The 13,966-nt window shown below is 67.6% G+C and carries 11 protein-coding genes and 1 tRNA gene; all 12 read right to left on the reverse strand.

Annotated features, from left to right (window positions below; genetic code table 11):
* Window positions 1-2: 2 nt before the first annotated feature.
* Entirely contained in the window at window positions 3-521 is a 519-nt protein-coding gene (gene tssB, locus RG19_RS08650; protein WP_058834926.1) for a type VI secretion system contractile sheath small subunit, read from the reverse strand.
* 805 nt (window positions 522-1,326) lie between these two features.
* Window positions 1,327-1,403 (reverse strand) — tRNA-Met (locus RG19_RS08655).
* A gap of 82 nt (window positions 1,404-1,485) precedes the next feature.
* Window positions 1,486-2,781: a JmjC domain-containing protein gene (locus tag RG19_RS08660; RefSeq protein WP_058834927.1), complete on the reverse strand. Its 1,296-nt coding sequence runs from the start codon at window positions 2,779-2,781 to the stop codon at window positions 1,486-1,488.
* Window positions 2,774-5,206, reverse strand: coding sequence for a DUF4135 domain-containing protein (locus RG19_RS08665; RefSeq protein ID WP_162267064.1), 2,433 nt, complete (start codon window positions 5,204-5,206; stop codon window positions 2,774-2,776). The genes RG19_RS08660 and RG19_RS08665 overlap by 8 nt, the downstream gene beginning before the upstream one ends.
* Window positions 5,207-5,231: 25 nt before the next feature.
* Window positions 5,232-6,488, reverse strand: coding sequence for a hypothetical protein (locus RG19_RS17885; protein ID WP_058834929.1), 1,257 nt, complete (start codon window positions 6,486-6,488; stop codon window positions 5,232-5,234).
* 62 nt (window positions 6,489-6,550) lie between these two features.
* Window positions 6,551-6,733 (reverse strand): hypothetical protein, encoded by a 183-nt coding sequence (locus tag RG19_RS08675; protein ID WP_058834930.1) that lies wholly within the window; start codon window positions 6,731-6,733, stop codon window positions 6,551-6,553.
* Between the two features lie 68 nt (window positions 6,734-6,801).
* Complete coding sequence (locus RG19_RS08680) at window positions 6,802-6,981, reverse strand: hypothetical protein (RefSeq protein WP_058834931.1); 180 nt, start codon at window positions 6,979-6,981, stop codon at window positions 6,802-6,804.
* A 468-nt stretch (window positions 6,982-7,449) separates the two neighbouring features.
* Complete coding sequence (gene nuoN / locus RG19_RS08685; RefSeq protein WP_058834932.1) at window positions 7,450-8,916, reverse strand: NADH-quinone oxidoreductase subunit NuoN; 1,467 nt, start codon at window positions 8,914-8,916, stop codon at window positions 7,450-7,452.
* 12 nt (window positions 8,917-8,928) lie between these two features.
* Entirely contained in the window at window positions 8,929-10,440 is a 1,512-nt protein-coding gene (locus RG19_RS08690; protein ID WP_058834933.1) for an NADH-quinone oxidoreductase subunit M, read from the reverse strand.
* 25 nt (window positions 10,441-10,465) lie between these two features.
* Window positions 10,466-12,577, reverse strand: coding sequence for an NADH-quinone oxidoreductase subunit L (nuoL, locus tag RG19_RS08695; RefSeq protein WP_058836509.1), 2,112 nt, complete (start codon window positions 12,575-12,577; stop codon window positions 10,466-10,468).
* A 422-nt stretch (window positions 12,578-12,999) separates the two neighbouring features.
* The gene (nuoK, locus tag RG19_RS08700; protein WP_058834934.1) at window positions 13,000-13,323 is read right to left on the reverse strand and encodes an NADH-quinone oxidoreductase subunit NuoK; all 324 of its coding nucleotides are present in this window, start codon (window positions 13,321-13,323) and stop codon (window positions 13,000-13,002) included.
* Window positions 13,320-13,964: an NADH-quinone oxidoreductase subunit J gene (locus tag RG19_RS08705; RefSeq protein ID WP_058834935.1), complete on the reverse strand. Its 645-nt coding sequence runs from the start codon at window positions 13,962-13,964 to the stop codon at window positions 13,320-13,322. Before RG19_RS08705 ends, nuoK begins: the two co-directional genes overlap by 4 nt.
* Between the last annotated feature and the right edge of the window lie 2 nt (window positions 13,965-13,966).

A 13,966-nucleotide genomic window follows, 5' to 3' on the forward strand; every position in this document is an offset into this window, starting at 1 on the left:
CCTCACTCTTCGTCCGCGGGCTTCGCGGCGCTCGTCAACGCTTGCAACAACGCCGGGTCGCGGATCGCCTCGGCGATGACCCGCTCGGCGCCGAGCTTGCCGTCGAGATAGGTGTTGAGATTCGCGAGCTGGGTCCGCGCCTTCAGCAGCTGCGCCAGCGGTTCGACCCGCTTGACCACTTCCGCGGGAGAGAAGTCATCCAGCCGCTCGAAGGTCAGGTCGACACCGAGTTCGCCTTCGCCCGTCAGGGTGTTCGGGACGCTCACCTCGACCCGCGGCGCCATCGCGCGCATGCGGCTGTCGAAGTTGTCGATGTCGATTTCCAGCGCCTTGCGTTCTTCCAGCGGCGGCAGATCGATCGTGTTGGAACCCGACAGATCGGACAGCACGCCCATGACGAACGGCACCTGGACCTTCTTCTGCGCACCATAGATCTCCACGTCGTACTCGATCTGCACGCGTGGTGCGCGATTCCGCGCGATGAATTTCTGACCGCTCTTGTAGTTGGGACGGGCTGCCATGCGACCTCCGGGATATGACGCGTTCGGTATCTGGAGGGAGGCCTTGTGACGCCGCCTCCCCGCCATGCAGAGGGCGCTGAGCACGCCCCTTGTGAACGTTATGTACCGCCCGTTTCGGGCAGGAAGGAAATCGACTGTCGATATATGTCCCATACGGGAGATCGATGTGATCCCGTCGCCACTCCAGGAAGAACCACGTCACGATTCGGGACAAACGGACGCAACACGTCACCTTTCCGAGCCACACATGCAGACGAGATGCGGTAGAAGCACGCACCGGCCCGATTCGACGGAATATTGACGCAGGCCATACTCGCAGTGGGCGTTGCGCGCGTTCCGAAGCCACCCGCCGGAGAACGTCATCGGCTCGTCCTGGACGCTCACTGACACAGCGGCATTCCGGACATCCGGACGATCGGGCAGGCGCCGCATCCATCCGGAGCGATCACCTTCCCGCGGCCCGCTTCGCTAGCGTCGCCTCGCGAAGTCCGGCAGGGATCCCTCGCGCATCGAAGGCCGTCCGACGGACCCGAGCGAGCGAACGCATCGAGGAGGTTCGGAAGCGCAAGCAGACGCATGTGGCGCCTGACGCGCCTGCGCGAACTGAGCTGCCTAGCGGGCCGGCCAACACTGCCGGTGGAGATGCCGGCCACGCAACGCGAACCACACGCCCACGACACGCCGCGAGCCGTCGCGAGCCGTCGCAAAGCCGTCCGAACAACGAACGCCACAAACGAAAAAAGCGCCGCACGTGAGCGCGACGCTTTTCCGTTCCTGATGCCGACTCTAGAGTTGCCTCTAGGAGTGGTAGCGGGGGTAGGATTTGAACCTACGACCTTCGGGTTATGAGCCCGACGAGCTGCCAGACTGCTCCACCCCGCATCAGGAGCGCAATTATGACCGGACCCTCATCGTGATGCAAGTCCTGTGTCGCCGGACGCGCTGCATGTCCGCGATCTGCCCGTCATGCGACTCGCCTGACGATCCGCGTCGCCAGCAACCAGTCGCGTAGATCCGGCAGATCCTCCACGGCCACACGACCACCGGCATTGAGGCGATCCACCAGCCTCCCGATCTCCGTGCCGTCTTCGAACCGACGAACATGCCCACCGGCGGCGCACAGTCCGCCTGGCCCTGCTTCGTCGCGATCCCAGACGAGCGGTGTCGCGTCGTCGCGTAACCGCAGGTGTCTACACTCGCCATCGCGATCCGGGCCACCGCCGACAGAACTCTCTCCGATCGCGCTCCGCCCCGTTCTGTCTCCCGCGCATCGGTGCGCGTTGCCGGTCGCTGCCGCGGGAGCGGCCGTCACCAGCGGCGGGGGCGGCACGAAACCGCCCGCGGTGGCCAACTGCAGACGCCATCTGCGCGCACCGGCCGCCAGCCGCTGTATCTCGAACTCCGCCCGCGTCGCCTGCAGCGCCTGTCGCATCGCCTCGGGCAGCATGGTGCGCTCGCTGGCGAACATCGATGCCGGTTCGGGGCGGAAGGCGTCCTTGCATGCCTCGGGCGCGAGCGGCAACACCGCATCCAGGTCGTACGCGAGTCGATGCTCGTGCCTGGGCACACCGACATTGACGCTGGTGGCCTGTCCGACTCCGGCGGTTTCGCCGACGTGGTAGTAGTCGGCCGGCCAGTACAGTACGTCGCCCGGTTCGACGTCGATCGCGAACGAGCTCCCCACGTACTCCGCATAGTCGACGCAGGTGGCCACCGGCGCGCTCCACGGTCGTTGCGGCCAGAACCGCATCCGCTTGCGACCCTCGAGTACGAACAGGAAGGTGGCGAAACGATCCTTGTGCACGCCGACCGGCGTACGTTCGTAATTGCCGTGGAACAGGGTGGTGATCGCGCTGCTGCCGGGAATCCCGACCCGTTGCCAGAGTCCCTGGAAAAAACGCTGCCCCGCCGCCCACACGCCATAGCCGTGACGATGCAGCGTGTTGACGATCAACGCGTACTCGCACGCATCCCCGGCCCGTTCGCGTACCCGGCGTGCATAGGCGTCGAAATCGATGTCGTGGGGGTCGGGCAGCCAGGGCCCCGGCGCGGCCAACTGCCGTCCATCGAGCACGAAGCGAAGCGTCGGCACGTCGTCGTCGTCGCGCGGACGCGCGCGGGCGACCGCCCGGAGCACGGCATCCGCCGGATAGACCGGCGGGCCGATGTCACGAAACACCACCGGGTGGCGATCCCAGTGCAGGCGCACGAAGCGGTCCCAGTCCAGGCGGGTCTCGGTGCGATGGGGGCCGTCACGCATCTTCGTCTCCGATCCGGTAACGGCGCTCGAGCACGCGCCGATAGTCCGACAGCGGCGCGAGCCCCATCCTTCGACGGCGCACGTCCACCGTCGCCGGCGCTTCCAAGGGGCACGGCCGCAGACCACCCCGATCCTTGCGGAACTTGGTGCCGTAGCGTTGGCGCCGCCCTTCGTTGAGCCGTACCGCGTCGCTCAGGTAGGCGACCTCCCGCAGCGGAACCTCGCCCAGCGCCGCGGCTGCGCGCATCGCCTGCAGACACTGCCGCTGCAGTTCCAGCGCATCTCGACCGGCATGCTGTGCCAGCTGCGACGCGATGCGGCTGGCACCACGCCCCACTCTTGCCTCGGTGGGCCACCCCTCGCGCTCGACCACCTGCACGAGCCATGCGAGCCCGGCCGCGGTCAATGCCGCGAGCTGTCGCTCCATGTCCCGATCACGGAAGCCATCGGTTGCCCAGGCCGCCCGCAGAGGCGCGTCCAACCGACCGATCCGCATCAGCCGCGCGGCCACTGCCCGGGAGCGCGCCGGCGGTGGCGGCAGCGGCGCCGCATCGACCCGGATCCGGTCGGCGGTCCAGGCGAACGTCACCCGACGGCCGATCGCTGGCCAATCGAAGCTTGCGGTCCCCGTCGTCTCGTCCCGGAGCCGCACATCCACGCCCAACGCAGGATCGCGCAGGCGCAACCCGCCGTCGTCGCGCAACAGGTCCGGACCCTCCAGCAACTGCGGATACACATACGCGATGGCGTCCTGGATCGGCACGGCAAGCCGCACGAATTCCAACGTATGCCCATCCAGCATGGCCGGATCGGGTCGCAGCGATGCCTCCTCCATCACCTGCGGCCCCGCATCGCAGACACGGGAGGCATCGATTCCACCCATCCATTGCAGCCCCCCGCCGCTCGCCGCGGCGAAGAAATACGGCACATCGCCACGTCCCAGTTGCACGCGCTCCTCGACGCTGAAGGGCCTGCCTGCGGGCGCATGTGTCGGCACGGCGTCGCCCGGCGAGAGCATTCGCTCCAGTTCCCGCGCATAGGTTGCGGTATACGCCACCAGGACCCGGCTGCGTCCGGTCCGTGCGCGTGTCTGCAGACGCGCGATCAGGCCTTCGCGATCGAGGCCCATGCGGGTCCACGTGTCGAACATCCCGCGCAGCATCGGCAGCAGATACGCCGCGTAGCCGACGTTGCCCAGCGTGTCGGCGATCACCGTGCGACTCTGGCGCCGCGCCCGGGCCGCGGTGACGCTGCGCAGACTCAGACCGCCGCCCCGCTCCTCGAAAAACCCCACCGCCGGCGCTTCCGCCTCGTCCACGCGCAAGCGGTCCGGGAAACCGGGATGGGCATGCCCCCGATGCGCAACCGGCTCGACCAGGCCGGTGCCGCTCAACCGTTGCAGCGGACACGCGAAGATCTCCAGATCGACGATGTACGGCAGCACCCCCCGCACGCCACGCCGCCGTCCGGCCATGAGGTTGCCGTCGCCCAGGTCGGTCACACCGAACGCATGGCACACCACCGCAAGCGCACCGCCGGACCGCCAATAGGCCGATGCCGCACGCGGCGTCAGCACCGGCACCTCGACCTCGCGGCGTCCCGCGCGGAGCGCACCACGCCGCACGGGCGGCTCGATCCACTCCTGCCAGCTGTACGCGCGCCGGTCCCGACCGACGCCGCGCCAGACCCGCAGCGTGGGCAAGCGCACCGGCCCCGAGCCGTCACCCAACCGGTTGATCGCGTCAAAGACGGATGGATCGCCCGCGCCGGCACGGCCCGCCGCGAGAAAGATCTCCTCGCCATCGACCGGACGCGGCTTGTAGGCCATGCGAAAACCGCCACGCATGCGCACGCACAACACCCGCTGACGCCCGTTGTGGGTTTCGGACGCGGCGGTCCGGATCGCGACCACCGGCCCGTCGACTTCGCCGCCGAACGCCCCACGCCGCAGGTCCCGTTCGAGACGACGCGCGAAACGCTCGAAGAACGCGCGGAAATCCCGGAATCCGCGCTCGACATCCTCCGCGCACCCAGCCCCACCGATGGCGCAGCGAACGAACGCGCCGCCGACCAGCGGCGCGAACAGGTCCGCATTGCCGGGCCGCAGCAGTCCCGCGCGCAGCAACCCGGCATGCTCCGCCTGTTGGGTACGGCACCATGCGCCGAGGCGCTCGATCATGGCGACCCAAGGCGCGAACGCGGGCTGGACAAAGGCGTCGGCCAGCACCTGGGCATCGCGCGCATCGAGTGGACGGATGTCGTCGACCAGACCGTCGGGCGCCGGCCGGACCACCGACGGAAACAGGTCACCGCCGCGTCCGCGGCGCAATTCGCGCACCAGCGCCGCGGTCTCCGGCGGCAGCGACAGGCGTGATATGCCCTGCGGCACCCGTCGTGCCGGCAAGCGCAGCAGCACCGGGCGCATGCCGCCCCGCGCGAGCGGACGTCCGTCAGCCGGCGGCATCGACCGGGGCCGGGGCGCGCGCATCCGCACGTATATCCGGCGACATTCTGACGAGGCCGTGTGCGGCGTGCACGCGATCCAGGAGCTCGACCAGGCCGGTGTCGGATGCGCCATCCGCGCTGCGGCAGACATCGCCGACCCGCACCGGTTCATTCGTGTCGTTCAGACGTCGCCGCAGCGATTCGCCTGCGGCGCCCTCCCGCATGGCGAAGACATGGCCATTGACCGCCCACACCGCCACGCCGCCCGTCATGGGCAGCGACACGATCCGCGTTCCGAGCGCCAGATGGATACGATCGTCCGCCTGCAGCGGCGCATGCACGGCACGCGACGGAACCGGCTCCAGCGCACAGGCGCTGCGGCGGGCGGCCCAGGTGACCTGCAGGGCTGTTTCGAAATCGCGCCCGCGCACGCATTCCGGCAGCGCCCGCACGAGCGCATCGAGTGGATCCTGAGGACCCACGGTGCCGTCGACCGGCACCATGGGCGTCGCGCCGTCCGGATGCAGCACCGGCTGCATCATCGCGATCGCGAGTTCGCGTACTTCGCGCACGAGCGCTTCCTCGGCCTGCGGCAGGGTCAGCCGAAGTACGAGCGCCCCGGACGCGCAGCATTCGCGCAGCCGCCAGCCGCCCGGCACGTACACGAGATCGCCCGCCGATGCCGTCCACGCACACGGTGCAGCCGGCTTGCCCACTTCCTCGATGGCGACATCGACGTCGCCATACAGCGGCAGCAGAAAGACCGCGGCGCTGCAGTCCGCCTCATGCTGGTAGCGGCCGAGGGCGAGTTGGGCGAGGATCGACTGAACGGGAACTCCGGTATGTCGCCAGAGATCCTGGAGAAAGTCGCGCACTGCCGACCAGGCGGCGACATCGGCCATCAACGGCTGATCGATCTCCAGCCAGGCGGGATCATCGCCCCCACGGGCGCCGAGACGTTGCAGATAGCCTGCGATCGTGGCATCGACGCGATCGGGCGCCTCGCGATCCGGCAGCAGGTCGCCCGGCGCCCGGATCTCGGTGTCGCCGACCCGGAACTTCAATGCGGGCAACGCGAAGAAACGCAGGCCGGTGCGAAAGGGACGCACGATGGCGTCGATCAGCGCGAACGCTTCGTCGGCCGACAACGGCGCCGCCGACAGAGGCAGCAGCGCCGGCGAGCGCTGCCAGTGTTCGGCCGCGAACCGGCCCCATTCGATCGTCGCGGGCACGCCACGTCCCGAGTCGTTGATCGCCGCCATCGCTGCTGGCGTCGTGCCGTCCGCGGATGCCCGCCCCGCATGCAACGGGGCGGGCGGATCGATCACACGCAATACTGGAAGCGCGAACAGGTCGCCTGCGGTGCATGTCCCCGGGTATCGAGGGCGGTGCCCGTCGGCGTCGCGCGCTGCTCCAGCTGACCGATGAGCTGATCGAGACGCTGTCCCGCATCGCGGTTACGGCGATCGGTGTGGTGTTGTTCCCTGCTGGTCCGGACCTTCTCCATTTCGTTCTCCTCGCGGTTGCATGGGATGCCCGGCCGTCGCAGCCACGCTGGATGCCGGGCAGGAAATATCAGAAACAGTAGATGCGGCCGGCGCAGGTGCTCTGCGGCGCCACGCCTTGCCGGTCCAGCCCACTGCCTTGCGGCGCCCGCTGCTCCATCTTGTCGATCAACTGTTCGAGCGCATCGCGGCCATCGGCGCCGCGGGACTGCTGGGGACCGGCTTCACGGGTCGTCTTGATCTTCTGCATGAACCACCTCTTCGTTTGGCATCGGTGATATGCGGAGCGCATCCGGCCAGTCGCGACGGGTCGGACGGTCGCCCCACCCCGCCGTCGATTCGGCGGGCACATCCGGATTAACAGGTCCATTTCGCAGGCGCAAATGAACGCGCGACGCAATGTGGCGAGTCTTGATCGGCATCACAGGCGGGCTGCGACACAGCGCCGGATCGGGTGCCGCGTTGCATCGAACGCAGACACGCACGCGCGAGGGCGCAACGTCGCGCTGCTGCGACGCGACATCGGCGCAGTGACCGGAACGGACCACGCGTGCGAGAGCCGGCCCGGCGCCGACCTCGGCGCCGGCCGGACGTCGACGTCCGGGGGGAGCCTCGACATCCGCGACAACGGGCCGAACGGCGGCGGGACGCGCGAGGCGGGCCGCAATCCCGGCCGGTTCGTTTCAGGAGCCGGCCGGCAGAGCGGAGCGAGGGTCGCCTAGACGGCGAACGCCTGCAGGCACCAGGTCATGACCGGGCTCCAGAACAGGCCGAGCGCGAGCAGGGCCAGTGCGTTGAACGAGAACATCGTGCGCAGCATGACGCCCTCGCGCGGCTGCACGACGGCGCCTTCCGGCTCGTCGAAGTACATCACCTTGATCACGCGCAGATAGTAGTAGGCACCGATCACGGCACAGACGATCGCCACGATCGCCAGCCACAGCATGTCCGCACCCACGGCCGCACGCAGCACCGCGAGCTTGGCCCAGAAGCCGAGGAACGGCGGTACGCCGGCCAACGAGGCCATGGTGATCATGACCAGCAGCGCCATCCACGGACTGCGGCTGTTGAGGCCCCTGAAGTCCTCGATCCGGTCGGCCTCGAACCCCTTGCGCGACAGCATGACGATCGCGCCGAATGCGGCCGCCGACATGATCGCGTAGCTGATCGTGTAGAACATCGCCGCCGCGAAACCGTCCTGCCCGCCCGCGGCGACGCCCAGGAACAGGAAGCCGACGTGCGAAATGGTCGAGTACGCGAGCATGCGCTTCAGATTGGTCTGCGCCAGCGCGACCACGTTGCCGATCACAAGCGACAGCGCGGCCAGCGCACCGAGCAGCGGCTGCCAGTACTCCTGCAGCGGACCCAACCCGCCCTCGAACAGGCGGAACGCCATGCCGAACGCGGCCAGCTTGGGCGCGGCGCCGATGAAGATCGTCACCGGGGTGGGTGCGCCGTGATAGGTGTCGGGCAGCCACATGTGGAACGGTGCGGCACCGAACTTGAAGGCCACGCCGACCACCACGAACACCAGGCCGGTCAGCAACAGCACGCGGTCCTCGCCGGCGATGGTGGCCGCGGCTTCGCGGATGCCCTCGAGATACAGGGTGCCGGTGGCGCCGTAGACGAGCGACATGCCGTACAACAGCAGACCCGAGGCCAGCGAACCGAGCACGAAGTACTTCATGCCGGCCTCGGAGGCCAGCGGACTATCGCGGTCGATCGCCACCAGCGCATACGAACACAGCGCCAGCAGCTCGAGCCCCAGGTAGACCATGGTCAGGTTGCCGGCCGAGACCAGCAGCATCATGCCGACCACGGCGAACAGCATCAGCACGACGATCTCGCCGCGGTAGAGGTTGCGTTCGCGCAGGTACGACCAGCTGTAGGCGACCGCCATGGCGGATACGACGAGGATGGTGAACTTCAGCACGTCCGAGACCGTGTCGCGCTCGAACAGGCCTTCCATCACCGTGCCCTGGCCACCCACGCCGAATGCGATCAACGCGGCGGCGGCGAGCAACGTCACGATGGCCAGCGCGTGGGTGACGATGCGGCGGCGCTCGGGCAGGAACAGGTCCAGCATCAGCAGGCCGAACGCGCCGAACACCACCGCGAGTTCGGGGATCAGCGGCGCGAACTCGACCAGGGTGCGGACGGGGGGCGTCATGGTGGCGACGGTCATCGCGGGTGTTCCTCAGAGCTTGGTGGCGGTCAGCAGATCCGCCAGTTGCGCGATGGACGGCTCCATCAGGTCGGTCAGCGGCTTCGGGTACACGCCGATGGCCAGCACGCCGAGTGCGAATGCGGCCAGGACGAAGGCCTCGCGCCTGTTGATATCGGTCAGCGCGGCGACGTGGGCGTTCGCCACCTCGCCGTACAGGGTGCGCTTGACCAGCCACAGGCTGTAGGCGGCGCCGATGATGAGCGTCAGCGCGGCGGTGAACGCGATCAGCGGATGCGCCTGGAACGCGGCCAGGATCACCATGAACTCGCCCACGAAGCCCGAGGTGCCCGGCAAGCCGGCGTTGGCCATCGCGAAGAACACCATGAACGCCGCGAACCAGGGCATCACGTTCGCGACGCCGCCGTAATCGCGGATCATGCGCGTGTGCATGCGGTCGTAGACCACGCCGACGCAGGAGAACATCGCGCCGGAGATGAAGCCGTGCGAGATCATCTGCACCATCGCGCCCTGCAGGCCCAGCCGCGCCGCGTCCGGGTTGCCTGTGTCGCGCATCAGGGTGAACGCGATGAAGGTGCCCAGGGTCACGAAGCCCATGTGCGAGATCGACGAATAGGCGATCAGCTTCTTCATGTCCGCCTGCACCAGCGCGACCAGGCCGACGTAGACGATCGCGATCAGGCTCGCGGCGATCACCAGCCAGGCGTATTCGTGGCCGGCGTCCGGGGTGATCGGCAGGCTGAAGCGCAGGAATCCGTAGCCGCCGATCTTGAGCATGATCGCCGCCAGCACCACCGAGCCGGCGGTGGGCGCCTCGACGTGCGCGTCCGGCAGCCAGGTGTGCACCGGGAACATCGGCACCTTGACCGCGAAGGCGATCAGGAAGGCGAAGAACAGCCACATCTGCTCGGTGGCGGTGAGCGGCAGCGCGTACAGGTCGGGCAGCTGCCAGCTGCCGCCCTTCATGTACAGGTACACCAGGCCGACCAGCATGAACACCGAGCCGAGGAAGGTGTAGAGGAAGAACTTCATCGCCGCGTACACGCGACGCGGGCCGCCCCAGACGCCGATGATGATGAACATCGGGATCAGCATGCCCTCGAAGAACACGTAGAACAGCACCGCATCCACGGCGGCGAACACGCCGATCATCATCCCTTCCAGGATCATGAACGCGGCGTAGTAGTGCGCGACCCGCTTGTCGATCGAGCCCCACGCGCCGATCAGCACCAGCACCGAGGTGATCGTGGTCAGCACGATCAGCGCGACCGAGATGCCGTCCGCACCCAGGTGGTAGCGGATGTCGTAGGCCGGGATCCACTCCCGGTGCTCGATGAACTGCAACCCGCCGTTGGCGAAGTCGAAGCCGGTCAGCAACGGCAGGCTGACCACCAGCGCCAGCAGGGCGAAGCCGAGCGCCACCCAGCGGGCGGTGTTCGGCCGCGCGTTGCCGCACAACAGGGTCAGCACGCCGCCGAGGATCGGCAGCCAGATCAGGAGGCTGAGAAGAGGCCAGTTCGCCACAGGTCGTATTCCGTATCGTGTTGCGTCAGCGCCACTGGAAGATCAGCACGGCCAGCAGAGCAATCAGGCCGAGGATCATCGCGAAGGCGTAGTGGTAGAGGAAGCCGGACTGCACGCGGCGCGAGACGCTCGCCACCAGGTCGACCACGCGGGCGGCGCCATTGACGAACAGCCCGTCGATGAGCGTTTCGTCGTTCTTGCGCGACACCTGGCCGAGCAGCAGACCGCCGCCGGCGAAACCGTCGATCCACAGGTCGTCGGCCCAGTACTTCTTCTCCAGCACCCGGATCGGCAGCGCGAAGATGCGCGCGGCCTTGGCCGGCAGGTCGGTGCGCCAGAGATACATCAGCGTGGCCAGCGCGAAGCCCGCGAACGTCAGCCAGAACGCCGGCACCATGAAGCCGTGCAGGCCCAGGCCCACCGGACCGTGCCAGAGCTCGTCCTTCAACGCGAGCACGGTGTCGCGCGCCGGGGCCAGGTCGATCGCGCCCAGGAAGAACGGCAGTTGCTCGTGGTGGCCGCTCCAGTCGGTGCCGAACAGCATCGGACCGGCGGTGAAGAAGCCGATCGCGATCGACGGGATCGCCAGCAGGATCAGCGGCAGGGTCACCACCCACGGCGATTCGTGCGGTTCGTGCGCGTGATGGCCGTGGCCGTGGTCGTCGTGGTGGGCATCGCCGTCCAGCGGCTCGGCGTGGGTCTCCTGGCCGTGCGCGTCGTGGGCGGCATGTTCGTGAGACGCATGCGCGTGGCGGAAGCGTTCCTCACCGAAGAAGGTCAGGTACAGCAGGCGGAAGCTGTAGAAGCTGGTGACGAACGCGCCCAGCAACACCGCCCAGTAGCCGTACTGCCCCACCCAACCCATGCGCTCGGCGGCGTGGCCGGCGGCCTCGATGATGGTGTCCTTCGAGTAGAACCCGGACAGGAACGGCGTGCCGACCAGGGCCAGGGTGCCGATCACGCTGGTCCAGAAGGTGATCGGCATGTACTTGCGCAGGCCGCCCATCTTGCGCATGTCCTGCTCGTGATGCATGCCGATGATCACCGAGCCGGCGGCCAGGAACAGCAGCGCCTTGAAGAACGCGTGGGTCATCAGGTGGAACACGGCCGCCGAGTACGCCGACACGCCCAGGGCGACGGTCATGTAGCCCAGCTGCGACAGCGTGGAATACGCCACGACGCGCTTGATGTCGTTCTGCACGATACCGATCAGGCCGGTGAAGAAGGCCGTGGTCGCACCGATGAACAGGATGAAGGCCAGTGCGGTGTCGCTGAGCTCGAACAACGGCGACATGCGCGCGACCATGAAGATGCCGGCGGTCACCATCGTCGCGGCATGGATCAGCGCCGAGATCGGGGTCGGGCCCTCCATCGAGTCGGGCAACCAGACGTGCAGCGGCACCTGGGCCGACTTGCCCATCGCGCCGATGAACAGGCAGATGCAGATCAAGGTGGCGACCGACCACTCGTAGCCGGCGATGATCTGCACGGTCTGGCCGCCGCCGATGCGGTCGGTGGCGTTGGCGAAGACGGTGGCGTAGTCGAGGCTGCCGAACCAGTACAGCACGCCGGCGATGCCGAGCAGGAAGCCGAAGTCGCCGACACGGTTGACCAGGAAGGCCTTCATGTTGGCGAACACCGCGGTGGGCTTCTTGAACCAGAAACCGATCAGCAGGTACGACACCAGGCCCACCGCCTCCCAACCGAAGAACAGTTGCAGGAAGTTGTTGCCCATCACCAGCATGAGCATCGAGAAGGTGAACAGCGAGATGTAGCTGAAGAAGCGCTGGTAGCCAGGATCCTCGGCCATGTAGCCGATGGTGTAGATGTGCACCAGCAGCGCGACGAAGGTGACCACCACCATCATCATCGCGGTCAGCTTGTCGATCATGAAGCCGACGTGGGCGCTGTAGTTGCCCACCTCGAAGAAGGTGTAGACGTTCTCGTTGTACGGCGCGGCCCCCTGCAGCAGCTGCCACATCACGTACATGGACAGCACGCAGCTGATCGCCACGCCGAGGATGGTCGCGGTGTGCGCGCCGGCCCGACCGACCTGGCGGCCGAACAGGCCGGCAATGATCGAGCCCAGCAGCGGCGCCAGCACGATGATCAGCAAGTGGGTTGTCGAAATCGCCATCAGGTTGTCCATTGACCGGGTCGCACAGGGCGGACCGTTACAGCCGGTTCGGCGGTGCCTGCAAGCAGGCGCTGCCGCGTCGTTGCGTGAGGCCCTCCCGGACGCTGCGAACCGGGTTGGTCCGCATCGCGACTGCGACGGCCTCGTTGTCGGGGCACCGCTGCCCAGTGGGCGCTGGCGATGCCTGCGTTGTCACGTCCGCCGTTGCCGACGGTGTCGCATCGGGCCCTCGAGCCCTCCCCGGCCGTTCTCGGCAGGAGTTCGCGGCGGTGCGGGCTTTCCGGGCCTGCGGCCGTTGTTGTGTTCGAGTTGTCGTGCGTGCCATCCATGGCGGTGTTGCGTGGGCTCCGGAGAGTCCGGCCCGGCCATCCATGACCGGGCGTTCGGGAAGCCGCGAGCCAGTGGCTCGCAAACGGCTTCCCTCACCCCTTCAACGTGTCGATGTCGGCGACGTTGATGGTGCGTCTGTTGCGGAACAGCGTGACCAGGATCGCCAGGCCGATCGCGGCTTCCGCCGCGGCCACGGTCAGGATGAAGAACACGAAGACCTGGCCCGTCGCATCGGCGAAATGGCGGGAGAACGCGATGAAGTTGATGTTGACCGCGAGCAGCATCAGCTCGATCGACATCAACAGCACGATCACGTTCTTCCGGTTGAGGAAGATGCCGGCCACGCTGATGCAGAACAGTACCGCGCCCAACGCCAGGTAATGGCCCAGCGCGAGACCTTCGCCGAACAGGCTCATGCCTTGCCCTCCCCGTCGGTGGCGGGCGGCGGCGACAACGGCGCCGGACGCTCGGCGTCCATCTTCACCAGGCGGAAGCGGTCGGCAGCACGCACGGCCGCCTGCTTGCCCGGATTCTGGGTCTTGTTGCCAGTCCGCACGCGCAGGGTCAGCATCACCGCGGCCACGACCGCCACGGTCAGGATCAGCGCGGCGATCTCGAACGGCAGCAGATAGTCGCGGAACAGCGTGTGCGCGACCCATTCGGTATTGCTGAGCCCAGCCACCTCGGCCGGATCCGCACCGAACGGCGTGCCGCGCGAGCCGACGCCGATCAGGGTCAGCATCTGCGCCAGCATCACCACCGCGACCAGCAGACCGACCGGCAGGTAACGCACGTAACCCTCGCGCATCGAGCTCACGTCGATGTCGAGCATCATCACCACGAACAGGAACAGCACCATCACCGCACCGACATAGACCAGGATCAGCGCGACACCGAGGAACTCGGCGCCGGCGAGAATCCAGGTGCAGGCGGTGCTGAAGAACGTCAGCACCAGGAACAGGGCTGCGTGCACCGGGTTGCGCACACTGATCACGGCCACCGCGGACATCACGGTGATCGCGGCGAAGGCCAGGAAGGCGGGAAGAATGAAATCCATGA

The sequence above is a fragment of the Luteimonas abyssi genome (genome assembly GCF_001482195.1).
Lineage (GTDB): Bacteria > Pseudomonadota > Gammaproteobacteria > Xanthomonadales > Xanthomonadaceae > Luteimonas > Luteimonas abyssi.

What these genes read in the sequence shown, in the direction of transcription:
- RG19_RS08680 (WP_058834931.1), bottom strand. Translation starts at nt 6,981, where the DNA reads ATGCAGAAGATCAAGACGACCCGTGAAGCCGGTCCCCAGCAGTCCCGC.
- RG19_RS08675 (WP_058834930.1), bottom strand. Translation starts at nt 6,733, where the DNA reads ATGGAGAAGGTCCGGACCAGCAGGGAACAACACCACACCGATCGCCGT.
- nuoK (WP_058834934.1), bottom strand. Translation starts at nt 13,323, where the DNA reads ATGAGCCTGTTCGGCGAAGGTCTCGCGCTGGGCCATTACCTGGCGTTG.
- RG19_RS08660 (WP_058834927.1), bottom strand. Translation starts at nt 2,781, where the DNA reads ATGCGTGACGGCCCCCATCGCACCGAGACCCGCCTGGACTGGGACCGC.
- RG19_RS17885 (WP_058834929.1), bottom strand. Translation starts at nt 6,488, where the DNA reads ATGGCGGCGATCAACGACTCGGGACGTGGCGTGCCCGCGACGATCGAA.
- nuoN (WP_058834932.1), bottom strand. Translation starts at nt 8,916, where the DNA reads ATGACCGTCGCCACCATGACGCCCCCCGTCCGCACCCTGGTCGAGTTC.
- nuoL (WP_058836509.1), bottom strand. Translation starts at nt 12,577, where the DNA reads ATGGCGATTTCGACAACCCACTTGCTGATCATCGTGCTGGCGCCGCTG.
- tssB (WP_058834926.1), bottom strand. Translation starts at nt 521, where the DNA reads ATGGCAGCCCGTCCCAACTACAAGAGCGGTCAGAAATTCATCGCGCGG.
- RG19_RS08665 (WP_162267064.1), bottom strand. Translation starts at nt 5,206, where the DNA reads ATGCGCCCGGTGCTGCTGCGCTTGCCGGCACGACGGGTGCCGCAGGGC.
- RG19_RS08705 (WP_058834935.1), bottom strand. Translation starts at nt 13,964, where the DNA reads ATGGATTTCATTCTTCCCGCCTTCCTGGCCTTCGCCGCGATCACCGTG.